This is a genomic window from Kroppenstedtia sanguinis (assembly GCF_050433445.1).
Classification (GTDB): domain Bacteria; phylum Bacillota; class Bacilli; order Thermoactinomycetales; family DSM-45169; genus Kroppenstedtia; species Kroppenstedtia sanguinis.
Genome location: NZ_JBNPXF010000016.1, coordinates 45,192 through 70,887, shown reverse-complemented (window position 1 = coordinate 70,887; position 25,696 = coordinate 45,192). Strand labels below are relative to the sequence as shown.

Genomic DNA, 25,696 nt, shown 5'->3' with positions numbered 1-25,696 from the left:
ATCTCATTCTGCCTGGGTTTCTTCCCGGGCTTTTTAGAATAAAAATTTTCAATTAAGCTCAGAAAATGTCCTGTTCCAACAAAGAAAAACCGGACTTTCGCCCCCAGGAACGATTTAAATCAGGCAGAGATTGCCAATTGTGTTTTTGATGAAACTTCAATAGGACGGAATCGACCTGAAGATGATCAAAAACTTTGACCAACTCCGAACCGGGATGAACTCATAGAGGCTGTAACCGGGTGAGGGGAAGGAGATTATTGGCTTCATGGTTTTAGCTCAACCTCTAATCCTCCTCACTGGGACGAGATTGCCAATCATATTCAGGCGTTTTGTATTTGGAAAGCCACTCGGATACAGCTTCTCCAGAAGACAATAAAAAGTCATGATGATTGTGACAAAGAAAGTAGCTAACCTGGGGATCGGTCAAATAGAACTCATCATCATTGGTCTCTCCCACAATTTTAACCAGATCGGGGCCAGAAAACAGCTGAAATCCATACTCTTCGCGATCTTCTCTAAAAAAGAGAACCACCTCTGATTTGTCAATAAACTCCCCTACCCATCTCCAGCCCTCTTCATTATGAACCGAGGCATGTGGCGGCAGTAAGTCTTCCCAAAAAAATAATTTGTTTCTTCCTTCCGGAGCTACAAATTTCTCTAGTACCCGTTGACGAACCTGGTTCATTTCATCTGGCGGAATCTCCTTATAGCCAATTCCTTGAGATACTGCTGCCTCAATCACTTGCCCTCTGTATAGATTTTTCATGATTAAGTCCCCTTGATCTTATTCTTTTACTGATGGCCGTCCAGTTGGAACGTCATCTACTAGAATATGTCCGCGTATTCTTCCACCACGCTCCCTTTTCCCCGAAATTTGCCAACCAATGTGTGGAGCATCGGGTCCAGTAGCCCATTTTCCTGTCCTTTTATTAAAGCCAAAATGGGGTTTATCCATACTTACCTCTGCTCCACTGTCCTCATGCTTCCATTCTACAACAAAAGACCTTCCATCTTTACTTTTGGCCCACTTTTTCGCTTCAAATTCACTTTTCTTGATGCCGGTTTCTTCTTCATCATTTCAAATGCTTCTCGAATAGCATCTCCATGATGATATTCTTTTCCCCTCATATCTCGATCTTGTTTCTTTAACTTATAGTTAAGTTTTCCCTTTGTCCCTTTGTCCGAATCAAATTTTCGTCTCGCCTCATCTACGATCCTCTGATATTTTCCCGTGATGATCTGTTCGTCTTACTTTTCAGCGTTTGCTACAATTCACCGCTAGACAGGAAGACGAAGTGGGAGCATGGAAATGAACAGACAAGGGGTGGTTCCAAATGAAGTTGGAGACCTTAAAAGAAATCGCGCTTGAAGGAGAAGAAACTTTTCATAGAAGGGCCCAACGTTTAAGAGAGGGAAGTTTTTCATGGGATTTACCCGGTAGCATGGCTTCATATGCAAAAGTGATTGGGATCAAGTCGCTCTTGATTGACAATGATGTCATAGAATTGAAGCGTCAGCTCTTTATGGCGGCAAAATGCACAGAGGCCATTATTTTGGCTGAGCCTCTAAACGTGAAGGAAAGTCAGCATTACACAAAATCTTTTTCCTACAGAATCATTTCAGGACATCATGAAGCCTTTTATTGGGCGTTGATCAGTGAGCATCCCGGAGTGGTGGAATCACTGGCCCATCTGTTGGGATGGAAAGGGGAAAAGTGGGAGTTTGGGAGGACAACTTCTCCGTTTACCAATCTGGGACTGGCGATCAAGTACACCCTGCTGGGAAAGGACGGGGAGGCTGAGCGTCATATTGCGAAATTAAAGGCGCGAAAGATCCCCAAGTACCTGGAAGCTTATATGATGCTCTTGGAGGCGATCCTGTCCCAATCTCAATCTCAGGCGCAGGAATGGCTGGAGCAGGCTGTCAAGCGTCATCGGCGCGGGGACTATACGGATGTTGAAAAATTGTGCGCCATCCCGGCCATCGGATTGGGCTGGCTGGCCACATCGAGAGGGTTGGAGGTGGGAATCGATCACCCCCTCGCCCCTGGGGAAGTTTTTGAATCCCACGATTTCAGTTACCCGGAAATGGATTTCCTCCCGAAGGAGATCCGGGATCGGACGTGGAAGGACATGGTTGAGTAATTTTAGCTAGTGCCTCTTCAGGTCAGGGCTGTTGATTAACCAGAAAATGGGCAGCGGAAGGGAGTCGTGTGCTGCCAAAGCGACCTTTGCGCCACAGGCACTACAATCTCGATGGGCTGAAGCCCTGGAATAAAGGTAGCCATCCTACCCAGCGGAGAATCTGGAGAGAGGGCGTTTAGGGGCAACATCTTCCCTGTGTTGCTTCCATAAGGCTTTGCCCCTGCCCGATCGGAAGATTTGGAGCGGCCAGTTTTCACTTCCTTGCCGGATGGCAACCAGAGCGTGGTAGAACACGATCTCCCCACCCAAAATATGGCTAATCAACACGCCTGTCTTCAGGTATCTTTTTCTTGTTTTTCAGCAAGACGGGGGACAGGATAGTGGGGCGGCTCCGATTTCTTGCAAAGAGCGCATAGCGAGACCGGGAACGGAGTGACCTTGGCGAGACTTTGCCCTATGGGTACAAAGGCGAATCAAATCCCCACCATCCTTACCTTTCTGTGATTTTCCACACCATGTTCGCTGAGGAGGCACTACCTCCCGCCTGCTTTTTACACCCCAGAGTCCATCCTAGACTCTGTTGTTGTTCCTGTTTGGACATAAATGTGATAAGATCAGGGAATAAATTCCCAAACTTGGAGGTAACCATGATTGCTCTGCTGATTTTTTTATTATTCTTTCTCTTTTTGTTGTTGATTGTCGGCACGATTGTTCTCATCGTTCTGATCAGCAAAGTGAACCGTCTGGGAGAGCGGTTGGATCGTCTGGAAACCATACCGTCTCCCCCGCATAAGCCCATTTCCTCCCCTTCAGCCCCGGAGTCCCCGCCTCAGCCTCAACCGGGGGAGAGGAAGATGCCGCCGGTGGTCGGCTCAACCCCTGTCACCCCTCCCCCTCCTCCGAAACGGCAGACCCCTCCACTACAGCAGGAGACTCCAAAGAAGAAGGAAGATCCTTGGCTAAAGGAAGGCTGGGAATGGTTCATCGGCGGGAGACTGTTAAACCGGATCGGTGCGCTGGCATTGATACTCGGGGTTGGCTTCTTTCTGAAATACGCCTTTGACCAGAATTGGATCACGGAATCCGTTCGGGTTTGGACGGGGGGTGCACTCGGCATCGGTCTTATCCTGTTGGGGGGAAGATTCCGCCGAAAAGGGATGACCGTTTTTGCCCAGGGTTTGGTCGGTGCCGGGTTGGCCATCGATTATCTGGCCGTTTACGCATCTTTTAATTTCTATCACTTGGTACCCCAACTAGCAGCTCTCTTCTTAATGTCTCTGGTGACAGCACTGGCCTTTCAGCAAGCTTTGCGCCACGATTCTATCGCTGTTTCACTGCTGGGCTGGGCGGGGGGCTTTTTAACCCCTTTTCTACTCAGCACCGGTGAAATGAATGAATTGGGGCTTCTGTCCTATATGGCACTGCTGGCTGCCGGACTGCTGTTAGTCTCCCTGAAAAAGGAGAAGTGGGTGCCTCTCCCGCTCCTCACACTGATCGGAACTTACTTCATCTGGCTTTCGGTTCAGGTGTTCTCTGAGAACACCCTCCTTCTCTTTGGGTTCCTCACCCTGTATTGGGGAATGTTCCTGGCTGCCGAAGTCTGGTTCGGACGAGATCGGCAGGTGGAGGGAAGGGGGATCAGACAAGCGGCGGCGACAGTCCACGCTCTGATGTACTTCGGAGGAATGTTCCTGTTGTTTCATCAAGATCAGCAACTGGCAGGGTGGATCTCTCTCGGGGTCGGTTTCGTTTACTGGCTGATCCAGTGGAAGCTCCCCCTGGAAAAAGGGTTTGCCACACAAATACAACTGACCGCACTCACCTTTGCGGGACTTGCCATTCCCCTATGGTTCTCCCCCTTCCCCACCGTGGCCCTTTGGGGTCTGGGTGCACTGGCTCTTCTGTGGCAAGGTCATCGCAAGCCCTCCCCCCACCTGCGGATCTTCGCCTTAATCCTGTATATGGTTGCCTTCCTTCGCCTTCTGTTCCAGGGAGAGGCCTGGATGGCCCCTGTTGAAAGCCATCTCCCGTTGTGGAATCTGCGCGCACTCGCTTTTCTCCTGCTGGCGGGGGCTGTGGCCGGGGGCGCTTTTCTGTTGCGACAGATCCGAGGGAAAGCCTGGTCGATCATCCAGGGAGCCCTCCAAACCGGGTGGGTGATGCTCCTGTTTCTGTGGATGACAATAGAGACCAACGATTGGTTCCGACAACGTCTCGCGGAACAGCCCGGTTCGGAAACGGTGTTGAATTTCACCCACTTGATGGGGCTGGCAGGAATCTGGTCGTTGTATGCTCTGCCCCTGGTGTGGGTAGGATTAAAAAAACAGATGAACTCGCTACTGTTCTCCGGCACGGGGATCTTATTTCTCTCACTGATGGTGGGGGGAATCCGGGGATTGGTGTATCCACCCTTGGATGCTTATCTTCCTCTGTTCAACCTCCGGTTCCTCGTGCTTGGTTTCTCAGCTGCGGTTTTGCTGGGTGTCGCCTTCCAACTGCGGCACTATGAGTCAAATGCTCCATGGGCGAAAAAATTCCGGGTCATCTTGCCTCTGTTGGCTTCTTTGGTTTTGTTTGAGCTGTTCACGGTGGAAACCAGAGACTACTTTCAACAGGCAATAGAAAGACTGTCTTCCGGTAACCCGGAAGCGTCGCGCTCGCTGTTCAACATGCAACAATTGGCGATCTCCGGGGTGTGGCTCCTCTATTCCATCACACTGATGGCAGTGGGAATCCGGCGCTGTGTCCGCAACCTCCGCATCTTGGCCATGAGCTTGTTCGGCCTCACCATCTTGAAAATCTTTATCTTTGATCTCTCTTTCCTGGACACCCTGTACCGGATTTTCTCCTTTATCGGTTTGGGATTGATCCTGCTGGCAGTCTCTTATATATACCAACGGTACAAAGACCGTTTCTCCCTCACCGGGTGAACCCATTAAAAAAGCCGGGGAATCCCCGGCTTTATGTAATAAGTTTCAATATTTAAACATTCGTTGCTTCCTTCAAGCCATTTTCAATCCCCAGCACCACTTCATCCAGAGTCATCTCATCATCGAGATAGACTTGAATCAACTCATAGGCCAGATCCGTCTTCTCCTGTGGATACTCCATCGCTTTCAATAATTCATTCATGGGATCAAAGTCCCGCTCCAGGATCTGCACACTGCCGCACTGAAGCACATCCTCCAGTTGCACCGTTTTCTTGTACACTTCTTTGATCATCCGGAGAATAATAGACATCATGCGCTTCTCTTGTGAATCCATCCTGATCCCTGCCTTTCCAGTCTTGTTGGATCACGCCCCGCGGGTCGGCTTACCGGGGGAGTTCATATTGTATAAGGGCAACCAAACATTACCTACTTTCTATTTTAAACGAGATTGCGAAAATGAGAAGAGTTTTTGCTGAATTTCCAAACTAAAAAGGGTACAGTTCCCACAGATCCCTCGCCATGTGGGTAGATTGAAATTCCATGAGTTACGTAGTGGTTCTTTTCCCAATCTTCCCACTGAATGATACAATAATTGTAACAGAAAAAGAATAGTGGCAAATTGGAGAGAGGAGAGTTGAGATGGTCGCTGGTTGCAATCGATTGGCAGAGACGACCTTTCTGTGGATGATCCCTATTCTGGTCACGCTTCACAACTTGGAGGAGACATTTTGGATCGAGGAGGCCGTTGTACCTGATGCGCTTTTCAATTCTCTTTCTGCGCTCTCCTTCCTCTTTCCTCCGAGTATCCCCCAGATGGCAGTCGCCACCACCTCGATCACCCTGCTCGTCTGGTGGGTGGCTTACTCCGCTTGTATCCGACAAAGAGAAACAGATGTGCTGATTCTTCATTTCATTGCCGGGGTATTATTCATCAATGCCATCGGCCACATCCTACTCTCCCTGATCACCCTTCACTACCAACCTGGCCTGGTCACCGCCCTTCTGCTCAATCTTCCTTACTGCTTCTGGTTTTTGAAAAGGGCAGTACAGAGAGGAGCCCTTCACCCGAAACAATTGAACACCACCTTGTGGTTGGCGATTCCCCTGATTGCGCTTGTCTCCCTCTTCGCTCACTCCTTGGGAAAAGGGGTGGCGCTCCTTTTGGGGTGAGGAAAGTTTGGCCTGGATGTTCGCCCAAGCCAAATCGGGTAAAATAGGAATCGTTCCAGATCAGGCGTGTTGATTAACCGACCCAGGCATGATTGGGTATGGAGGCTTTTTCACCATGCTCCTAGTGCCCCCTCAGAGAAACATTGTGTGGAAAATCACAGAAAGGTAAGGATGGTGGGGATTTGATTCGCCTTTGCGCTCTTTGCAAGAGATCGGAGCCGCCTGCCTCCGCCTTGCTGAAAAACAAGATCAAAGTTGCCCTAAGGAGCACTAGTCACCCTCTCGTAAGACTTCTGCCTTGGGTAGAATAGCGGTCGCTTGGGCAGCACACGACTCCCTTCTAACACCTATATTCTGGTTAATCAACAGCCCTGGTTCCAGATCATTATCCGGAAATTCACCGGTTTAAAGGAGATGGATTTCATGCAACCCTTCACCTTTCACAATCCGACCCGTCTTCATTTTGGAAAGGGGCAATTGGAACAGTTGCAACAGGAATTGCCCCGTTATGGAAAAAAAGTCCTGTTGGTTTACGGCGGAGGCAGCATTCGACGAAACGGCCTGTATGAGGAAGTTATAAACGAACTCCATGAGCTGGATGCCACGGTATTTGAGTTGCCAGGAGTGGAACCCAATCCCCGTTTGACCACCGTGCGCAAGGGAATCGAAATCTGCCGACGGGAACAGATACAGTTTCTTCTGGCTGTCGGTGGCGGCAGTGTGATCGACTGTACGAAGGCGATTGCTGCCGGGGCCACCTCGGAGGCAGACATCTGGGACATTATCACCCGGAAGACTCAGGCGACCGGTGCCCTTCCTTTTGGGACAGTGCTCACTCTGGCTGCCACCGGATCGGAAATGAACTCCGGCTCTGTCATCACCAATTGGGAAACACAGGAGAAGTGTAGTTGGGGAAGTCCCTACACCTTTCCGCAATTCTCCATCCTAGATCCCGTCCACACCTTCTCGGTTCCCCGAGACCAGACCCTCTACGGAATCGTAGACATGATGTCCCATGTGTTTGAACAGTATTTTCATGTGACTCCCCATACCCCTCTTCAAGATCGGATGTGTGAATCCGTCTTGCAGACGGTGATGGAGACCGCTCCCAAACTGCTGGAGGATCTGCACAGTTATCCACACCGGGAAACCATCCTCTATTGTGGCACCATCGCCTTGAACCAGATGTTATCGATGGGAACGTCAGGGGATTGGGCCACCCATAATATCGAACATGCCGTCTCCGCAGTCTACGATATCCCTCACGGTGGGGGGCTGGCGATCCTCTTTCCTCATTGGATGAAGCATACCCTGGATGAAAACGTGGATCGTTGCTACCAGTTAGCGGTTCGGGTGTTTGATGTGGACCCTGTCGGTAAGTCCAAAAAAGAGGTGGCATTGGAAGGGATCGATGGCTTGCGTCGTTTCTGGTCGGATCTAGGGGCTCCATCCCGTCTGGCCGATTATGACATCGATGACAGCCGTTTAGACCTAATGGCGGATCGGGCCATGGCCAGAGGGTCCTTCGGTCGTGTGAAACGATTGGAGCGCCATGATGTCCTATCCATTTTGCGCCACTCTCTGTGAGTGATGGGTCACAAAAATATGACAGTGGAAGAGCGCATCCGAGCTGCACTCCGTTTCAGTAGCGTCCCCATCACAACAGGTTTCCAGTTCCAGTTACTGGCAGAGGGGGCCTGGCACCGAGCTTACCGGATCGCGCTTCCCAATGCTGAATCCTTGGTGGTTCGCCTGAAAAAGAAGAGCGCCTACGGGGAGCAAGTGCCTTATGATGCGAAAAAGTGGAGAGCTGAATACGAATCGGTCGCCCACTTCTACCGCGTTGCCAACCGATGTCGCCCTGGGATTTGTCCCACCCGCTATCACTATCAGGTCGATCCGGACAATTCCTTTACAATGGAGAGTGATCTGGGTGAGACCGTCTCCATCCAGCATCTCTGTACAGAAGAAGCGCTGGATCTCGGCCAGGATCTGGGTAAATTCTACCGTCAACTCCACAAGCAGAAGCCGGAATTGGATGGATGGGGAGAACTGATCCCAAAAGGGACTCAGCTGATCGGGGAAGATCTCCGTCCACTGGCGCTGATTCTGGAAGAAGAAAATGAGGGAACGCTCCGTTCCTTCGAAATGCTGGCCGCCTCAGATCTGCCTCTTAACCAACCCCAGGTGGAAAAAGCTCTGGAGCAGGCTCTTTCCTCCCGCCGATGGGATCGAATTTCTCTGGTAAACCGAGATCTCACTCCGGAAAACTGGATGGGAAGGGGCGGCAAATTGACCGGGATCATCGACCCGGTCCCGCGACTGGATGACGGAACCCGTTATGCCGCATTCTTTTACCACTGCTACACTTTACTGTTGCCTGCCTATCTGAACACTCCCCGTTATGAGCGGCACGCCACCCATTGGAAGATAGACACCCTCAATGCTATTGCTGAAGGCTTTCTCCAGGGCTATACCAACGGATCTGAATCACTTCTTCACTCCATTTTTCTGGAACATCTCCTATGGCTTTTCGATGAGATCACGACCCACTGGCGGATCTTAGCAGGAGATCAGGGCTGTTGATTAACCAGAAAATGGGCGGCGGAAGGGAGTCGTGTGCTGCCAAAGCGACCTTTGCCATCCTACCTAGCGGAGAATCTGGAGGGAGGGCGCTTAGGGGCAACCTCTTCCCTGTGTTGCTTCCGTAAGGCTTTGCCCCTGCCCGATCGGAAGATTTGGAGCGGCCAGTTTTCACTTCCTTGCTGGATGGCAACCGGAGCGTGGTAGAACACGATCTCCCCACCCAAAATATGGCTAATCAACACGCCTGGCAGGAGATATCTCTCGACAGACGCGCCTGCGAATGGGAGACCCTTCGATCATCCGGCAACGACTCATGCAATTTCTTACGGAGTTGAACCAACTAACGGCTAATATCGGCTGACCAGAGGCCCCCCCTCTCCATCATCAGGAGAGGGGGGGTTTTTGGGCCCTTACCAGTCAATGGTAGGGGGGCGGGGCGTTTTCGCTGGTCTCAGCCGGGTTGGAAACCTTTGTAAAATCCCAGGGGTTCCCTTCCTCTGTCCAGGCGAGATGTTGTTCCGACCGGGGATGAGCTGCGTAATCCACATCCAGGAGCCGGGCCAGTTCCCTGTCTAGGGAGACCAGATCCTGCCTGTCGATCTGCATGAGATCGGATTTTCCCAGGGCGTAGGCGACCATTTTCATCTCCTCCACACAGGATTTGAGAAATTTGGCCAGATGTTCAGCGCCTTGTTCCACATTGAAGTCTTCTTTGAACTTGCCTTGGTATAAGAGGACTTGAACCGGTGGTTCCAAGGGAGAAGCCAGATTGAACTGGGTGTGGAGCATTCCCACCAGTGCGATCGATCCGATATAGACTGCATCCGCTCCCAGGGCCATCGCTTTGAGAAAATGACCCGGCGTGGTCAGGCCGCCAGCGGCGATGACGGAAACCTCCCGTTTCACCCCTCGTCTCTCCAGGTGACGAATCGTCCTGCTCAGGGCGAACAGAGTGGGCAGGCCCACATCGTCCTGGAGAATAGTTGGGCCGCCATGAGTGCCTGCCTCCGCCCCATCCACCACAATATAGTCGATCCCCCCATCCAGTGCGATGTCGATCTCCTGCTCCAGGTAGTGACTGGCACAAGTTTTCAACCCCACCGGCACCCCGTAGGTTTCCCGCAGAGACCGTACCAGAGGTGGAAAGTCCGACGGATGGTCCACCCCCTCCAATCGGGTGTGGATGGGAGCACCCTCTCCATCGCGGATACCAAAACGCTTGCGAAAAGGCTCGTCCAACTGCCAGGAGGAACTTCCCATCGGCGCTGCCGCCTGAGCTCCCTGGCCCAACTGGATTTCAATGGCATCCAGTTGACGCAAAGATTCAGGATCGTTCATCCAACCCCCTCGATTGTACTGGCCGATAAAATATTTGGCTTCCCGACGCTCTTCCGGAACCAAGGGAGCCTCCCCGGAATTGGTGGCTGTCCCTGCCAGGCTGGCCCCTCGCGCCAATCCCAGCTTGGCCTTCAATCCCAACGCGCCTCCATAGGACATCCCAGAGATCAAGATGGGAATCTCCAGCTTTAGTGGCTTGGTTGCCCGAGGGCCGATGGTGGTACCGGTATGGATGCCGACCCCGTCCGCTGTAGGCATCCGATACAAATGTACCGGATTAAATGTGAGTTGATCCCAGGGAGAGCGAATCACCGGACTGCCCAAGGGACGTTCAATAGGCTTGCCCGACTCCGCCCGCATGGTCGCCTCCACAATGGCCCGCGGGGTCAGTTTTTGCGCAATGGTGACAAAAGAGAACAGATTCTCTGTATAAGGATCCTGGATAACCCGATCCAATACAGAATCGACCACCCCATTAGTGAGTCGCTTCATCAACCAGGACAGCATATGTCTCCCTCCTCCCGCCGGACTGTCCATGTATCAATGGCTCTGTTCATGCTGGTTCCCATCCAACTCTGTTCGCTTCAGTGGCTGTTGTTCCCAATGTAGGAGGGTGCTTTCAATCTCCTGCTGCCCGGCGGTAGCCGTTTGGACCCATCCCTTTTTGTGCATAGTTTGAAACAGGCGCATGTGCAATTCCTCTGTATCAGTGTGCACTCGATGCATGGCTTTCCGCAGCGTTTGATGAGCACAATGAATTTCCATATGGGTGATTTCCTGGATCAGGTGTTTTTCCATTATCAACAGATCTTGTGCCATTTCCCGTTCCAATAATTCCATTTCTATCCCTTCCTCCCTGAGGTAAAGCCCCCCCAACCTATTCGTTGAGGGGTCTAAAATCGTTGTTATGACGATTTAATCCCTCTTTCCTTAAACACTTAAATGGACCTGCCTCATCCTAGTGAACAGGAGGCAGATCTTCCCGTTCTCGCCCGTCATGGTTGCGAAGCTGTGTCAACATCTGCCCGACGTGATCCCGATGCAGTTGGGCCGCGTCCTGAAACCAGTTTTTCAGTTCATCACTCTTACATTTCTGTTCATACAGCTCACACTTGCGGACAGCTAATGCTTCCGCTTCCATCAGATCCTGCAGATGCAGTAGTTCCATTTGCGTCAACTGTTCCATGATCCTCCCTGCCTTCCCCTGGATTCTGGAATAGTATGAGTCAATTTAGGATCGATTATTGATGGTTCATAAAAAGACCTGCCGTTTCTCCGACAGGCCGCAGACTGTTCTCATCTTTTTTTACGGGGCGTCTTTCGCTTCCCTTGCAAAATGTCCATCCCCATCTGAGGGTTTTTCTGGATACTGTCGGCGAACTGTTCCAGTTCTCCCCGATCTACATCCACTTGAGTCACCTTCATAAGATAGTCCAGAACTGCAGGCATTCCCCCCCGCTCGTGAACTCGTTTGGCTCCTTGCAGGATCTGTTTCAACTGTTGCTCTGTCAAGACGTTATGACCCATCACATTATTGATCAGCTGGGCCATCTCTTTGGTAGAAGGACCTTTGCCCGGCATTGCTATCCCTCCGCTAATCCGTGATCTATTCACCATATGCCGATGGGAGGAACAGGGGGCGGGTGTTTGTCTAAATCCCGATGATTTGGGCGTTCACAGTCCCGGAAATTCTTCAGATGCCGAAACGGTTGTCACCTGTATTGAATAAGCTGACAGTACAACTCCTAGTGGGGTTTTAATGGAAAGGAGGAGTATTCCATGTATGATCCCGGCGGCTATTCTTACGGACCCGTCTATGGATATAACTATGAAGGTTACTACGGCGCCGGCTACCGTGGAGGGGGAATCCTCCAACGCCTATTTTTGTTCCTTCTCGTGATCCCGGTCATTTTCTGGTTTGTGGGTGCCTTTTAAAAAAACTGATTCCCCGGGATATCCGCCTGTACACATCGCCGGATAAGTGCATAGCTTGTAGCAGAAAAGAGAAAAGGAGGGAACAGCGCCATCCTATCCGGCAAATACTCGGGCTTCGGGTTGGGTCGATTGCTCCTGTATTATGAGTGATTTAAGACTCTCTTCGCCTGGGTTGGGCTGTAACCCCAGGAGAAACCAAGCTCCGACGCTGTCGGATCCACAGATCGGGAGAAAAGGGAATCATCCCTTTCTCATAAAACGGCGGGCTCATCCAGCCTCACCGTTTCCCAAACCAAAAAAAGGGGGGAAAATCCATGTCCGGTTCCTATGGTTACGGATTTGGCCTTGGCCGTCTTCTGATTTTCCTGCTTGTCATTGCCACCATCTTCGCCCTGGTCGGCATCTGGGGATATTACTGATTCCAGATCACCCCCCTGAACGTCTTTGCCATTGAAAGGGGGTGTTTCCATGAGCTACGGGTATGGATTTGGCCTCGGTCGCTTGTTACTCTTCCTGCTTGTGATTGCCACCATCTTTGCCCTGGTTGGCATTTGGGGGGGATACTAATCCTCCCACCATAGGAATGCCCCCGGCTATTACCGGGGGTTTTGTTTTTTTAACTATTTTTAATAACCATTCACACATCTCACATTGGGTTTTCTCTTTGCCCGAGGAAAAAAAACAGGCAACCCCGTATCGGATTGCCTGCTCCTATCATGTCAAACGTTCTGCATTGCATTTTCCAGTGACTCCATCGTAATATGCCAGTGGGATGTATTCCAGACTTCCTTCCCATCTTTTACCAGAATGGCCTGAGGTGATTTGTGTTGGACACCCAGATCCTCGGCGATCTGATTGGAAACTGGTCGGGACTCAATCACCTTAACCATGACATATTCCACGGTTTCCGGTGCCACTGTGGAGACGAATCTCTGATATTCCTCCCAAGCCTCTGCACTGATGGGACAGCTAGTACTGTGCTTCATGACCAAAGCAGGATGTTCCCCTGATTGGCGCTGGATCTGCTCCCATTCTTCCAATGTTGTAATCTCTTTCCACTGCGCCATGTGTCCCACTCCTCTGCTAAAAACTCTACCATGATCTTACCCTATTTTTTTGCCTTTGGGAATCTCAAAAGTGGTGAATTCTGGCGTTGTTCTGTTTCTTTTCCAAAAGGCTGATCAGCAATTGGTATTCCTCTAGCAACATCACCTCAAAAAATTTCATCTCTTCCCGCATCCTACGGTTTTCTTTGATCAATTCCCCCAGTTGGGTTTGGTTAGTATCCAATTTCTGTTCCAATTGTTTGATCCGCTCCCGCAGATGAGAAGGATCCGTCCGAGCGGCTGTGACGGTAACCGTCTCCTCATCACGGAAGGTTAATTCTTTCCATCGGATGGCACATGCTTGGGGACTGCGTTTCAACTTCATCGCGGCTTGGGCGAAACTCCGACTGGGAGTGAGCCCCCGCTGTCTGTCCTGATCCACCAGGGAGAGAAGGAATCGGTCTTCTTTGGGGTTCCAGGGACGGGACACATTCAGCACCTCTTTCCTCTGACCGCCGTCCTCTATGGAACCATGTTATGATTCCGCCTCCAGCTTCGACTCGACTCCCGTCCCGATTTCTTTGTTTTCAGTCCCTTCCCCCAGGGACTCCTGGCGATCCGCCGCTTCCATATGGCGTGCGGTTTGGAAAAGGCGAAGCAAACTGGTGTACCGATCCTTAATTTCATTCTGGAAACTCTCAAAGGCATCCCATTCTTCGGTCAATCGACTGTGTTCCGCCTCTGCTACCTGCAGTTTTTTCTCTTTTTCCGCCAGTCTTTTCTCCAATTCAGACAGCCTGGTGCGGGTGGAGAGATATTCCGCTTCAAATTCTTTTAATTGGCGAATCACATCATTTATAGAGATGGAAGGCTTGCGCTTCCGTTTCAGTTGGTTTTCCACCCGCTCTTTCTTAGCTTCCTGAAAGGCATCCGCTTCCCGTTTCCTGACGACGGCATTCCATCGAAAGCCGCAGGCTCCTGGGGTTCGTTTAATCTTTTCGGCCACCTCCTGAAAAGCATCCAGTTGGTTGCCGCCTTCTCTTACCGAACGAAGAACTGTTTCTGCCAACAACTGATCTTCTTCTTCCGTCCAACAGCGCCCTTTCATATCAAATCCTCCTTTGGTGCGCATTCTATCGGTATACTATGCTTCGGACGGCTGTCCTGTTCCAGCACGCTGAACTCTCGCTAGATCCATTCCATAAAAAAACCACCGGGCAGGTTTCCCTTTCCGGTGGGAGATGACATCTGATTCGGCTATCAGACCTATTCCTCCACAGACTCAGCGGAAAAGCAAGGCAGTGGACAGATTCCGATCCCCAGAGCTTCCACCTCTGCAGGAGTGATAATTCGTGGGCCGTCGGGGAGAAGATTCAAACACTCCTCCAGCCAACGCAGGACCGCTTCTACATTCACTCCGTCTTTTTCCGGGGAAAAAGGCCCTAGATAACCGACGGCGGTGGTGGCTAGTTTACGGGCTCCCCGAACTTTCCCTCGTTTCAGCTGATGCATGAGAGCCGCAACCTGGATTAGCCCGTGATAGAAATCGTCCTGACGTCGAGTTTGCCACAGTTCTTCCAACACTTCATGGGCTTCCCAGTACAATCCGGCATGATAACATTGGAAAAAACGATAGTAGAGCGGATGGAACACTCTGTCTCTCCTTCCTCTTGCCCGGTTTAAGATGGGATCGGGACCTCTTTGCCCCGGATCCATACACGGGTCACCCTTCCATATTCGTCAGTGGTGAGCAAATCCGCCCGTTTCCCGGCCTCCAAGCTACCCAAGTCCCGGTCCAATCCCAGGCGCCGCGCGGGGGCAAGGGAGGCCATTCTCACAGCCTTCCAGAGAGGTACCCTTGCATAGCGGGCTGTATTGTGAACGGCCCGATCCAATGTGAGCAAACTTCCGGCCAGGCTACCGTCTTCCAGGGTTGCCTTCCCTCCCTCGGCTTTCACTTTCAATCCACCGAGGTCATAAAACCCTTCCGGTTGGCCCACTGCCCGCATCCCATCCGAGATCAGAATCAGTCCATCTATTGGTTTGGCCTGTGCCAGAAGCTTGATCACAGTCGGATGCACATGAAATCCGTCACCGATCAATTCCACCGTGAGCCGGTCATCCGCCATCGCGGTACCTGCCACCCCCGGTTCCCGATGATGCAATCCAGTCATCCCGTTAAAAATGTGGGTCACATGGGAAGCTCCTGCCTCTACAGCGGCCTCCACTTCGTCATGGGTGGCTGAGGAGTGTCCGACAGAAACAACGACCCCTTCCCGAGATAACCTTCGGATCAGATCCAAAGCTCCGGGACGCTCAGGAGCCAAAGTGATCAGACGGAGACTGCCTTGGGCTACATCTAGCACCCAGTTGGCATCTGTCGGCAGAGGATCTGATATGTATTCAGGATTTTGTGCGCCTCGTTTGGCTGGGCAGATCCACGGCCCTTCCAGATGGACTCCGAAGATTTCCGCCCCTTTCGCCGATGAAGCATGTTCAACGGTATTCTGGATGGCTTGTTCCAGTCGCGGCCGATCCATTGTGACCGTCGTCGCCAAGAAACCGGTCACACCATGAGCCGCCAAAGTGGTTGAAATCTGGTGCAAAGCCTCGGGGGTTCCATCCATCACATCGCTACCGCCGGCCCCATGCACATGGAGATCAATCAAACCCGGCCAAATCCAGCCATCCACTCGGATTTCCTCTTTCACTCCATCAAAAAAGAGAGGGGAACCGACATATTCGATCCTTTCCCCTGTCGTCACCACCATTCCATCTTCCAACATGCCGTCACGGAGAATCACTTTTCCCCGGAATACGTTTCTCCCTGTCTGCTTCAACACTTCGCCCCCTTTTGTTCGCCGAAGCTACGGGATTTCCATCAGCTTAACGCTGAACCCTCAACTTGTCAAAGAGGCCTTTGTCAGGCTGGGTTGGTCCTATAAGTTGCCGGGAACGACTTTTTCGGATAAATTGAAAAAGACTTCACTCCAAATATACAAATGAGGGATGGGCATGTCTTTTAACGAACAGCTGGAAAAGTACGCAGAGTTGGCCGTCAACGTGGGGGTACATGTGGAGCCGGGACAAACCCTGATGATCCAAGCTTCCATCGATACGGCGGATTTAGTGCGACTCATTACGAAAAAAGCATATCAAGCGGGAGCAAAAAAAGTACATATCGAGTGGCAGGACCCAGTTTGCACACGTTTGCACTATGAACTTGCACCATTGAAAGCTTTTGAAGAATATCCTCGTTGGCAAGCAAAGTCCCGGGAGGAGCTTGCCGAAAAAGGCGGCGCTTACCTGGTGATCGAATCCAATGATCCCGAATGGTTGAAAGGGGTGGATTCCGGGAAGATTCACACCGCCTCCAAATCTGCGGGCATCGCCTTGAAAAAATGGCGGGAATATATGCTTTCAGACCAGATGAGCTGGTGTATCATCGCCGCTGCCTCCCGCCCCTGGGCCAAAAGAGTTTTCCCGGAAAAAGAGGAAACAGAGGCATTAGAGGCCCTCTGGAACGCGATCTTTCAAGCCACCCGGGTGGATCAGGAAGATCCCGAGAGTATGTGGAAAAAACACAACACTTCTCTACAAGAAAAAATGGCTCTTTTGAATCAAAAAAGGTACAAAAAACTTCACTATCGTGCCCCGGGTACCGATTTAACCGTGGAATTGCCCACTCATCATGTTTGGTGCGGCGGAGGTACTGAGAATAAACGGGGCATCCAGTTCAATCCCAACATCCCCACCGAAGAGGTGTTCACCGCCCCACTGAAGCTGGGGACATCGGGAACGGTTCGAAGTACCAAACCTTTGAGCTATCAAGGAAATCTGATCGAAAACTTCACCTTTCGGTTTGAAAAAGGAAAAATCGTGGACATATCTGCAGAAAAGGGATTGGATGCCCTACAATCTATAATCGAAATCGACGAAGGAGCCGGATATCTAGGAGAGATTGCACTGGTTCCCCACAATTCCCTGATTTCCAATACCGATCTCATCTTCTATAACACTCTCTTTGATGAAAATGCCTCCTGCCATTTAGCGATTGGAGCCGCTATTTCTACCTGTATTGAAGAGGGAGCGAAGCTGTCCTCGGAAGAGTTGCAAAAAGCTGGGGTGAATACAAGTATGACCCATGTGGATTTTATGATCGGCTCTGCCGACCTGGACATTGACGGCGAAACCGATGAAGGAATCCGGGAACCGATCTTCCGCAAGGGAAACTGGGCACTCATCTCCTGAATCCATGAGAAACACGGCCTTAGAACTCGCAAGGAAAGAGGCCGTGTTTTTTCTAATATCGGATCCAGAGAATTGATACCGAATCCAGGGTTGATGTCATCCGAAAAAAAGGAGATACAAACAAGAAAAAGACCAGGGTGAAAACCACCTGGCCACATGAAAGAGGGTCAAGATTAAGGAGTTAAGAAGCGTGGTAGCATAAGCAAGGAGGTCAACCTCGCTTATAGAATGATCATAACATAGGCTTCGAATTTTGTCGATGTTTGTTTGAAAATTTTTTTGATTTGCTTTTTGACCCGGTTTTAAGAACGGACTCTCAAAAAGCGCATAAAAATAGGCAATCCCTTCTTTTCACGCCGTTGGGCACGCATCGCTTTTTTGAAATGCGCTTTGGCAAGGCGATCGTGAGTATGAGTAAAAACAGCTTCTTTCAAAAAATGGACTTCTTCCGTCAATTCTTCCAAACGGAACAACACCCGAGCATATACTTCAAAATAGCGAATCTCATTCGTTCGAAAGCGAGAGGCAATTTCCAAATGGAGAAAAGCCTGTCCCTTCCGCCCCGTCAGAGCATAGACTTCCGCCAGAAGCGCATGAGCAAAGGCATCCTGCGGATTGAGAGTCAAACCTTTCAACAGATGAGCCTGTGCTGCCTTCGGTGCACCTTCCAACAGCAAAAAACAACCATACTCCCGGTGGACTTCACTGCAATCCGGGTGTTTCGACAAAATTTTCTCGAAAAGGGATCGGGAATCTGAAATCCGACCCAGCGCCTGCAATGTCCGCGCCCGGAGCAAATGACCTTTGACGTGGAAAGGATTCGCCTTTTCCAACTCTTCAAGAGCCGCCAGCGCTTCAGTAAATTGCTTTTTCCTCATTTTCGTGCGGGCCAATTCATATTTCTGTTCCACATCAGAATCTACCGCTATTTCTCCACCATCCGATGTCCAGGCTTCCGTATGTACGCTTTCCGCTTTTGCTACCGTGCCTCCAGCCGCCATCAGCAGTTCCCCCTTTTCATATTGTCTCTCTTCATCCGTCCACACCTGTGGTGTCCTGAAGCAATACATTAATTTTATCCCATTCGACATTTTTTGTCACGTTCTTTCGACAAACTCCTCTACTTAGGGCTGTTGATTAACCAGAAAATGGGTGGTGGAAGGGAGTCGTGTGCTGCCAAAGCGACCTTTGTACCATGGGCACTACAATCCAAAGGAGCTGAAGCTCTAGATTAAAGTAGCACCACAGGCACTACAATTTGAAATTAAGGATGCGCCATGGGCACTACAATTTGAAATTAAGGATGCGCCATGGGCACTACAATTTGAAATTAAGGATGCGCCATGGGCACTACAATCTCGATGGGCTGAAGCCCTGGAATAAAGGTAGCCATCCTACCCAGCGGAGAAGTCTTACGAGAGGGCGTTTAGGGACAACATCTTCTCCGTTTTGCTTTCGTTAGGCTTTGCCCCTGCCCGATGGTCAGATTTGGAGCGGCCAGTTTTCACTTCCTTGCCGGATGCAACGGTCGCGTGGGTGAACACGATCTCCCCGCCCAAAATGTGGTAATCAACACGCATGTCCTCAACTATTCCCTGGAGATCCTCTGCCTTTGTAAAGCTCCTCCTTCTTTACCACGACAAGCCTAGACCAAGCAAAAAACCGTCTGGAAACCTTTATAGGGTCTCCAGACGGTGTCTGTTTCCGACTTCCCTCTTCCCTTACTCTTCGCAAAGGGGGAAAGGAATAATGTATAAGTCAGGGGCTGTTGATTAACCGGGAAATGGGTGATGAAAACAAAATTGACCTTTCGCTCTTCACCGTCCCACCATCCCGACCTGATTTCACTAATCAACACGCCTGTGTATAAGAATTAGTTCAGTCCATCATTTCCAACAATTTTTGCGTAGTTGCTTGGGCAAACTGGCGATCGTTGATGTTACAATCCAATTCAATGATTGGGATCTCGGGCCGGATGTGGGATTTAATCCCCTCGAACAGGGCAGCGTCGGCTTCCGGCCACCAAAACTCTTTTCCTTCAGCATCCAGGGCGGAAACTCCTTGCAAAGGCAGAAAAATCGCCGCTGGCCCTTGAGCCCGGTTCACCTTTTGGGCCAGGATCCGGCCCAGATGTTCATTCTCCTCCGGAGTGGTCCGAATCAAGGTCACGTTGGGATTCCACTGATAGATAATTCGATCTTTCAATTCCTCGGGAACACTATCTATTCCCCAAAAATTGATCATATCTAAGCAACCAGGTGCTACCACCTGAGGCAACCCCAATTCTGCTGCCGCATCCATCCGATCAGGACCTGCTGACAGTACACCACCCGCCAACTCATCGGCGAGCTCCGTCGTGGTCAAATCCAGCATACCGGAGACGTAACCCTTCTCCACCAAGGCTTCCATCGTGCGACCACCGGTGCCAGTAGCGTGGAAAACCAGCATTTCGTAGCCCTTATCTTCCAAAAATTCCGTACATTGGTTGACCGCTTGGGTCGTATTGCCAAACATGGACGCTGTGATCAAAGGCCGGGTTTCGATTTCCGGGACTTGGGTTTCCACCATCCCACAAATCGCTCCGACCGCATTGGCGTAGATCTGTGCGCTGAACCGGTTCACGCCGGAAACATCCAGGATGGAGGGAAACATCACCACATCGCTGATTCCCACATAGGGATGGGTATCTCCAGATGCGACAGTACTCACCATCACTTTGGGCACACCGAGGGGGAGAGCTCGTAGCGCCGCCGTTCCGATGATGGTCCCGTTGGATCCGCCCATGGAAAAGCCACCATCAATCCGCCCCGCCGCATGCAACTCCTTCACCACCTGGGCCACACCTTTGGTCATCACCAACATGGCCAGGGATTTATCCCCTTTGTTTTTCAATTCATCCAGGGTGACTCCACTCGCTTTTGCCACGTATTCCGCTGGGATATCCGCTGAAATGTAAGGCTCGCCCAAAATTCCGATATCGATCAGTAAGGCATGATGTCCTCGGGCTTCGATCGCCTCTTTGACAAAAGCATAGTCCTTGCCTTTGGTATCCAATGCACCGATCACTGCAATCGTTTTTGCCACAGTTCAACCTCCTAAAAAAAATTTTACATTGATTAGAACGTCTTCCACTGTGTGTGAGTTGCACTGTTTTCCAAAAAGTCAATCAGGATATTCTCCTAACGAACGAAGATCAGGGGAGGGATGCCAGAAACAGATCCCATAACTTTCCCCTTTCCAAAAACAATCATCTGTCCGGTCGCCTGCATCATCCAAAAATTTGTGCAATCCGAAGAAAAGACCATCCCTAAAACGATGAAGCATTCCGTCCATATTCCACTTGCTCTTCAAAAGCATCTCCCGGTAATCCTCCCGGATCCTGCGGGGTTCCGTCCACAGTCACTTGGTAGAGAAACCCTTCTTCCTCCACCTGTCGCAAGTGAATCCCGATTTGGCATCCTTTGAACATAAACAGGTGGTCCCCCTCTTCCTCCACCTCATACCGGATATCCATCATCAATTTGCCGTCGATATAAACTGTCCTCCGAATATGAAGACAGTGATCCAGGCACAGGATGTGAAGTCCACTCTCCAGCCGCAGATACCATTGCTTCCAGATCCCCTCTGAGGGACTGGAAAGAAAGGCATCCACCTTCTCACCGGTTTCAACGGAGATTCCATTTAAAGACAAATCGCAATTAAACTTGCCCTTCTGGTCTTTAGACAGATGCAATCCTAGTCTTTGATCCTGGAGGAAGATCAATCGATGGCATTCCCCTGAGTTGTTCAAAGTCCATTGCTCTATCAAAACTCCATTCAAACGGATGGACCCGACTTCGCCAGAAAAATCCGATTCGACGAGATGGTGTTTCCACCCAATCTGTACTGCCCAACTTGTACAATCCATTCTTCAAACCCCTCTGTTTTTCTCCCCTTATATAATAATTCGTATGATCTATAAACTTTTGTGTCGAATTAAAAAAATAAATCGCGAATCTTTCCTTTTTTTATCGAGTACAGAAGAATTCCTTCACATGTGCAGAGGGGAAAAGATCAGGGAGAGAATGGTTTGAAAATGGTATGCCCTCTGTTTGGGACATGGGACATTGGATTTCTTTCAATCCATCCCAGTAGTCTGGAGCACTCCTCCAAAGGGGGTATCGAGTCATCCAGATCTGAAACGGGTCGGTATGGGTAAGTTCTAGCGAGCTCAAGCCACTCCCTGTGAATAGTTTTTTCACAACGTTTCTAGTGATAATATGCACGGTGATAGTGCTGGATGGTTTCCTCGATGATTTCACTGATATCTTTCTTATTGAGTGCACGGAGGTCGCTGACAATAACTTCGGATTCCAGCTCTTCCTCACGAAGCAATTCGTACAGTTCAGGGGAAACAGTCAAGATGAGAGTTGACAATTTCATCGTTTGCACAGCGATCACCTCTTAAGCAAGGATGGTGCTGTCTTACCAGTGAAGTTACATCCTATTTTATTATATGATTCCAGGGTCCACCAGGTAGTCAAGTAACGAATCCAGAGTTTGCAGTCGGAAAACACCCGCCGCGTAGCGGGTGTCAGCTCCTCCCCAGCAATATCGCATGATCCACTTTGATACAACGATCCATCACCACGGTCAAGCCTGCAGTCCCAGCGATGGCTGCCGCCTCTTCGTTGACGATTCCCTGCTGCAACCACAACACTTTGGCTCCGGCTGCCACGGCATCCTTTGCAATCGGGACGCAGTATTCGCTTCTCCGAAACACATCGACGATATCGATCCTCTCCTCAATCTCCGTCAGAGAGGCATAGGGCTTCTCCCCGAGAACCGGTTCCTTCAGGACTGGATTCACCGGGAAAATCCGGTAACCCGCCTTTTGCAGGGCAGCGGCAATCATGTGACTCGTCCGATCCGGCTTGTCAGACAGGCCCACCACAGCAATATTTTTTGCATTTCTCAACAGACTTCTGATTTGATCATGATTCGGATTTTGATGCAATCGAACTCCCTCCTCATCCTTTGTTCCAACTATACCCCAAATCGCTCCCTTAGGAACAATAGTTACCCATTCCGCAAATGGAAAAAACCAGCGCTTTATTTTCTTCATCTCATCCTGCATAATTAATATATATACTAGAATATATCTAATTGATATATCATTTTCTGAAACGGGTAGCCGATCTGCACCTTCTCCTCTCCTTTGGTCTTGCAACAAACGATTTCAAGAGGATCGGCAACCCCTTTTTTATGTGTACAGACAAGTTGTCGATGAGGAGTCGACTCAAATCGATGTCCACCACAGCCAATCGGAAGGACAAGAAAAAACCCGCCATCGGCGAGCCCGTGTCAAACCACTTTACTTTGCAAGGCCTTCAATTCCTTCATCAAATACATACATCGTTTTTCCAGGGAGTTCAACCGGTAGATGGCACTGTCCACCAGGTCCGGATCTGTGAGATGATCCAACTGCTCTTTGGTCCGCTCCCACTCCCGGCGTGTCTGCTTCATCTCTTCCTGAATTTCCTCGAAACGTGATTTACAGTCTTTCTCCTGGCTGAAAAAGCGCAAACTTATCATCCCCTTTGAACCGGGTTCCTCTGTATTTCCATCCTTCTCATCATGTCTCATCCTTTTTTCCACCCTATGTCTTATTCCACCTGAATAGTCCCATGATGTTCGGAACGGGTGGGTCGTCATCCCACAATTTCTCCGACAGTCAATTCACTCCGGTTCAGTTTCACTCATACATTGGAGGGGTTGCACCTGACTCTACTGAGGAGGAACTTTTTTATGTACGGTTCCGTCTTTTACTCTATTACCCCGCCCGCAAAGGATCCATCCTCTCCCTCGACTAGGCTCTACACCCTCAAGATCCCGACTCGCCTTGGAAAGGATACGACTTGGAACACCCGCTGTCCCTCGGGTACCCAATCTCCGATCCATGTGGGGAAAGATCACCACAACGGCGAAAACGATGAGAAGGGTCCAATGGGCCACGGTTTCACTCCCTAGATGCAACCTCTTGCAAGTCACCTGGGAAACGTCGCCTCAGCTTCATCCCCTAGCCCTGAATTTTTCCCAAATCAGACCAGGAAATAGGTGGAGAGAGTAAAATTGACTTTTATTCCCATTGCCCCCCCCATCGTAAAATATGGCTTAAGGGGACGGGGATGGGGGGACGGCTACGGTCTCTTGCAGAGAGCGCAAAGGCTCTTCACCATCCCACCATCCCGAACCTTATTTCTCACCTAAAATAGGGCTAATCAACACGCCTGCTCTCAAATATCTCGATTTCCAAGAAAAAACCTGGTAGACCCATCTTGAGGTGGTCTGCCAGGTTTTCCTTTCAAAGTGCCGGTGCATATGGACGAGGAAGAATGTGATCTTGACCCAGAGCAAGGGCCGCTTCATTGGCCCAATAGGGATTGCGCAACATGCCCCGACCGACGGCCACCGCATCGGCCAGGCCGTTTCGCACCACCATCTCCGCCACTTTGGGATCATCCAGATTACCGACGGCGACCACCGGGACGCCTACCTCATTCCGAATAGTGGTAGCCAAGGGTACCTGATAACCGGGGGCGCCCGCTTGCACCGGAGAGGGCCCCGTTGGGGACTCACCGCCGGAACTCACATCGAAGACATCCACACCTAGATCACGGAACTTTTTGCAACGTTCCACCGTCTCTTCCAGAGTATATCCTCCGTCAGCGTACTCGACAGCGGAGATCCGCATCATCAAGGGCATCGTTTCTGGAATCCGTTTCCGAACGGTACGGATCACTTCTGAAGCAAAACGATCCGGTTCCCCGTATTCGTCCGTTCTCCGGTTGGAGATGCGAGAGATGAATTGATGGATCAGGTAGCCATGAGCACCGTGAATCTCCAAGGTGTCCACTCCCGCCTGAACGGCTCGCTCTGCCGCCTGTCCGAAGAGATTCACCATCTCTTGAATCTCAGTTGTGGTCATTTCATGGGGAACACGAAAGTTCTCATGGAAAGAAATTGCCGAGGGAGCCACCGGCCGCAGACTTTCCGATTCCGCTTTGCGCCCGGCATGGGCGATCTGGATCCCTACTTTGGCCCCATACCGCTGACAGGCCTGGATTATCCGCTGAAAAGCGGGAATCTGCTTATCAGACCAAAGCCCCAGATCCCGGTCACTGATCCGACCGTCGGGATGGACATCCGTCATCTCCATCATAATCAATCCTGTTCCTCCCACAGCACGGGAAACATAATGAACATCATGCCATTCTTCCGGCGCACCATCCCGTGCCTCCACACTGTATTGGCACATGGGAGACATCATAATTCGATTTTTCAGCTTCAACCCTTTCCACTCGACAGGATCTAACAAACCCGGCAAATCTCACCACTCCTTTTTCTTTACGGAAACGAAATATCTTTTCAATTATACCCGGTCCATCAAAAACAAAAACCGCCCTTAAGGACGGTCCTGTTCCTGTTCCCGATGTAAAAGCGATAAAAAGGGGCGGGCAAATTCCGAGACGGAGAATTCCCCCGCCACTTGCTGAAAATAAGTTTTTTTCACCCGTTCCATCAGCCAAACCGGGATCTTTCGTCCTCTGATCAACGGATAAACCAGCCGATACCCCTGTACCAGATGATCCCACCGGGCGTCATCGCCTGGTTTGAGGTACTCGGAAACATCCAGCAATTTGGCATGCCCCTCCTGCAACAGGATGTTTTTCAAATGCAAATCCCGTGGATTGAGACCCTGGTTGCGGACATAGCGGCGTGCCGCCTCCACCTCTGCAATGATGTTTTCCGGGATGACAATCCCTTGGGAGACACATTCGTACAATGTAGGACCCCGCTCATGGCTAAGGACGAGGAAAGAGTCCCCCATTCCAAAGCAGACTGGAAAGTACGGGGTATCTCCAAGACGGCGATACACCTCGTATTCATCCAATCGCTTCTGCTCCCGGCCGGGTGCATAACACTTAAACACTACTTGGGGTTCCGAGGGGTGACGAACCACCACTGCATCCGTCCCGATACCGACCTTCTCCAATTCATTTGGAATGTGGAAAATGGTCACCAGTTGATTCCCCGGTTGGCCCTGGATTTTCACATTTTCGATCAGAGGCTGGATCCAACTCCAAAACATTGGGTTCCCCCTTGTCTGATAAAGGCCTGGACCCGGTTATTTTGATCTATACCCGAAAATAATACTTTTCTTTAACCCTTGTGTCAAACAGATGACTTATCTATAATATGTCCATTTTGCGGACAAAACCGACAAATCCTCCTAGATGAACCCAGGGAGATAAAT

At 50.5% G+C, this 25,696-nt stretch carries 27 protein-coding genes; 7 read left to right on the top strand and 20 right to left on the bottom strand.

Annotated features, from left to right (window positions below; all coding sequences use genetic code 11):
* Window positions 1-283: 283 nt before the first annotated feature.
* Entirely contained in the window at window positions 284-766 is a 483-nt protein-coding gene (locus JOD24_RS10810) for a DUF6756 family protein (protein WP_429246899.1), read from the bottom strand.
* A gap of 18 nt (window positions 767-784) precedes the next feature.
* Window positions 785-1,057, bottom strand: a complete 273-nt coding sequence (locus JOD24_RS10805; protein WP_380165478.1) for a polymorphic toxin type 47 domain-containing protein — start codon at window positions 1,055-1,057, stop codon at window positions 785-787.
* Window positions 1,058-1,334: 277 nt separating this feature from the next.
* Between JOD24_RS10805 and JOD24_RS10800 the strand changes: the two genes are divergently transcribed.
* Window positions 1,335-2,144: a hypothetical protein gene (locus tag JOD24_RS10800; protein ID WP_380165259.1), complete on the top strand. Its 810-nt coding sequence runs from the start codon at window positions 1,335-1,337 to the stop codon at window positions 2,142-2,144.
* Between the two features lie 647 nt (window positions 2,145-2,791).
* On the top strand, window positions 2,792-5,074 hold the full coding sequence (locus JOD24_RS10795; protein WP_380165261.1) for a DUF2339 domain-containing protein: 2,283 nt from the start codon (window positions 2,792-2,794) through the stop codon (window positions 5,072-5,074).
* A 52-nt stretch (window positions 5,075-5,126) separates the two neighbouring features.
* On the opposite strand, the gene JOD24_RS10790 is transcribed toward JOD24_RS10795, so the two are convergent.
* Window positions 5,127-5,408 carry a hypothetical protein gene (locus tag JOD24_RS10790; RefSeq protein ID WP_380165263.1) on the bottom strand — a complete coding sequence of 94 codons (282 nt, stop codon included), beginning with the start codon at window positions 5,406-5,408 and terminating at the stop codon, window positions 5,127-5,129.
* A 305-nt stretch (window positions 5,409-5,713) separates the two neighbouring features.
* On the opposite strand from JOD24_RS10790, the gene JOD24_RS10785 reads away from it, so the two are divergent.
* The 3 genes from JOD24_RS10785 to JOD24_RS10775 all read left to right on the top strand — a co-directional run bounded on the left by JOD24_RS10785 (window position 5,714) and on the right by JOD24_RS10775 (window position 8,830).
* On the top strand, window positions 5,714-6,244 hold the full coding sequence (locus tag JOD24_RS10785) for an HXXEE domain-containing protein (protein WP_380165265.1): 531 nt from the start codon (window positions 5,714-5,716) through the stop codon (window positions 6,242-6,244).
* A 423-nt stretch (window positions 6,245-6,667) separates the two neighbouring features.
* Entirely contained in the window at window positions 6,668-7,831 is a 1,164-nt protein-coding gene (locus JOD24_RS10780) for an iron-containing alcohol dehydrogenase (RefSeq protein WP_380165267.1), read from the top strand.
* Window positions 7,832-7,849: 18 nt separating this feature from the next.
* Window positions 7,850-8,830 (top strand): phosphotransferase, encoded by a 981-nt coding sequence (locus JOD24_RS10775; RefSeq protein ID WP_429246898.1) that lies wholly within the window; start codon window positions 7,850-7,852, stop codon window positions 8,828-8,830.
* Window positions 8,831-9,247: 417 nt separating this feature from the next.
* Here JOD24_RS10775 and JOD24_RS10770 read toward each other — a convergent pair whose 3' ends face one another.
* From JOD24_RS10770 to JOD24_RS10755, 4 genes are all read right to left on the bottom strand, one after another.
* Window positions 9,248-10,675, bottom strand: a complete 1,428-nt coding sequence (locus JOD24_RS10770) for an FMN-binding glutamate synthase family protein (protein ID WP_380165273.1) — start codon at window positions 10,673-10,675, stop codon at window positions 9,248-9,250.
* Window positions 10,676-10,708: 33 nt separating this feature from the next.
* A complete protein-coding gene (locus tag JOD24_RS10765) occupies window positions 10,709-11,008 on the bottom strand; it encodes a spore coat protein (protein ID WP_380165275.1) in 300 nt (99 codons plus the stop codon).
* A 118-nt stretch (window positions 11,009-11,126) separates the two neighbouring features.
* On the bottom strand, window positions 11,127-11,354 hold the full coding sequence (locus tag JOD24_RS10760) for a DUF2383 domain-containing protein (protein WP_380165277.1): 228 nt from the start codon (window positions 11,352-11,354) through the stop codon (window positions 11,127-11,129).
* Between the two features lie 110 nt (window positions 11,355-11,464).
* Window positions 11,465-11,749: a hypothetical protein gene (locus tag JOD24_RS10755; protein WP_380165279.1), complete on the bottom strand. Its 285-nt coding sequence runs from the start codon at window positions 11,747-11,749 to the stop codon at window positions 11,465-11,467.
* A 198-nt stretch (window positions 11,750-11,947) separates the two neighbouring features.
* Between JOD24_RS10755 and JOD24_RS10750 the strand changes: the two genes are divergently transcribed.
* A complete protein-coding gene (locus JOD24_RS10750; protein WP_380165281.1) occupies window positions 11,948-12,103 on the top strand; it encodes a sporulation protein YjcZ in 156 nt (51 codons plus the stop codon).
* 719 nt (window positions 12,104-12,822) lie between these two features.
* On the opposite strand, the gene ytxJ is transcribed toward JOD24_RS10750, so the two are convergent.
* From ytxJ to nagA, 5 genes are all read right to left on the bottom strand, one after another.
* Complete coding sequence (gene ytxJ / locus JOD24_RS10745) at window positions 12,823-13,170, bottom strand: bacillithiol system redox-active protein YtxJ (RefSeq protein ID WP_380165283.1); 348 nt, start codon at window positions 13,168-13,170, stop codon at window positions 12,823-12,825.
* A gap of 64 nt (window positions 13,171-13,234) precedes the next feature.
* Window positions 13,235-13,639, bottom strand: a complete 405-nt coding sequence (locus tag JOD24_RS10740) for a hypothetical protein (RefSeq protein WP_380165285.1) — start codon at window positions 13,637-13,639, stop codon at window positions 13,235-13,237.
* A 45-nt stretch (window positions 13,640-13,684) separates the two neighbouring features.
* Complete coding sequence (locus JOD24_RS10735; protein ID WP_380165287.1) at window positions 13,685-14,257, bottom strand: hypothetical protein; 573 nt, start codon at window positions 14,255-14,257, stop codon at window positions 13,685-13,687.
* Between the two features lie 158 nt (window positions 14,258-14,415).
* Complete coding sequence (locus tag JOD24_RS10730; protein WP_380165289.1) at window positions 14,416-14,802, bottom strand: DUF309 domain-containing protein; 387 nt, start codon at window positions 14,800-14,802, stop codon at window positions 14,416-14,418.
* 26 nt (window positions 14,803-14,828) lie between these two features.
* Entirely contained in the window at window positions 14,829-15,989 is a 1,161-nt protein-coding gene (gene nagA, locus JOD24_RS10725; RefSeq protein ID WP_380165291.1) for an N-acetylglucosamine-6-phosphate deacetylase, read from the bottom strand.
* Window positions 15,990-16,164: 175 nt separating this feature from the next.
* Between nagA and JOD24_RS10720 the strand changes: the two genes are divergently transcribed.
* Window positions 16,165-17,400: an aminopeptidase gene (locus JOD24_RS10720; protein WP_380165293.1), complete on the top strand. Its 1,236-nt coding sequence runs from the start codon at window positions 16,165-16,167 to the stop codon at window positions 17,398-17,400.
* 302 nt (window positions 17,401-17,702) lie between these two features.
* On the opposite strand, the gene JOD24_RS10715 is transcribed toward JOD24_RS10720, so the two are convergent.
* The 8 genes from JOD24_RS10715 to JOD24_RS10680 all read right to left on the bottom strand — a co-directional run bounded on the left by JOD24_RS10715 (window position 17,703) and on the right by JOD24_RS10680 (window position 25,531).
* Window positions 17,703-18,401: a tetratricopeptide repeat protein gene (locus JOD24_RS10715; RefSeq protein ID WP_380165295.1), complete on the bottom strand. Its 699-nt coding sequence runs from the start codon at window positions 18,399-18,401 to the stop codon at window positions 17,703-17,705.
* An 877-nt stretch (window positions 18,402-19,278) separates the two neighbouring features.
* Window positions 19,279-20,484 (bottom strand): Tm-1-like ATP-binding domain-containing protein, encoded by a 1,206-nt coding sequence (locus JOD24_RS10710; RefSeq protein ID WP_380165297.1) that lies wholly within the window; start codon window positions 20,482-20,484, stop codon window positions 19,279-19,281.
* A 223-nt stretch (window positions 20,485-20,707) separates the two neighbouring features.
* Window positions 20,708-21,307 (bottom strand): hypothetical protein, encoded by a 600-nt coding sequence (locus tag JOD24_RS10705; RefSeq protein ID WP_380165299.1) that lies wholly within the window; start codon window positions 21,305-21,307, stop codon window positions 20,708-20,710.
* Window positions 21,308-21,648: 341 nt separating this feature from the next.
* Window positions 21,649-21,831, bottom strand: a complete 183-nt coding sequence (locus tag JOD24_RS10700; protein WP_380165301.1) for a hypothetical protein — start codon at window positions 21,829-21,831, stop codon at window positions 21,649-21,651.
* Window positions 21,832-21,973: 142 nt separating this feature from the next.
* The gene (locus JOD24_RS10695; protein WP_380165303.1) at window positions 21,974-22,396 is read right to left on the bottom strand and encodes a CoA-binding protein; all 423 of its coding nucleotides are present in this window, start codon (window positions 22,394-22,396) and stop codon (window positions 21,974-21,976) included.
* A gap of 347 nt (window positions 22,397-22,743) precedes the next feature.
* Window positions 22,744-23,025 carry a DUF2508 family protein gene (locus tag JOD24_RS10690; protein ID WP_380165305.1) on the bottom strand — a complete coding sequence of 94 codons (282 nt, stop codon included), beginning with the start codon at window positions 23,023-23,025 and terminating at the stop codon, window positions 22,744-22,746.
* A 718-nt stretch (window positions 23,026-23,743) separates the two neighbouring features.
* Window positions 23,744-24,766 carry an NADH:flavin oxidoreductase/NADH oxidase gene (locus JOD24_RS10685; RefSeq protein ID WP_380165307.1) on the bottom strand — a complete coding sequence of 341 codons (1,023 nt, stop codon included), beginning with the start codon at window positions 24,764-24,766 and terminating at the stop codon, window positions 23,744-23,746.
* Window positions 24,767-24,844: 78 nt separating this feature from the next.
* Window positions 24,845-25,531 (bottom strand): protein kinase family protein, encoded by a 687-nt coding sequence (locus JOD24_RS10680; protein WP_380165309.1) that lies wholly within the window; start codon window positions 25,529-25,531, stop codon window positions 24,845-24,847.
* Window positions 25,532-25,696 lie beyond the last annotated feature (165 nt).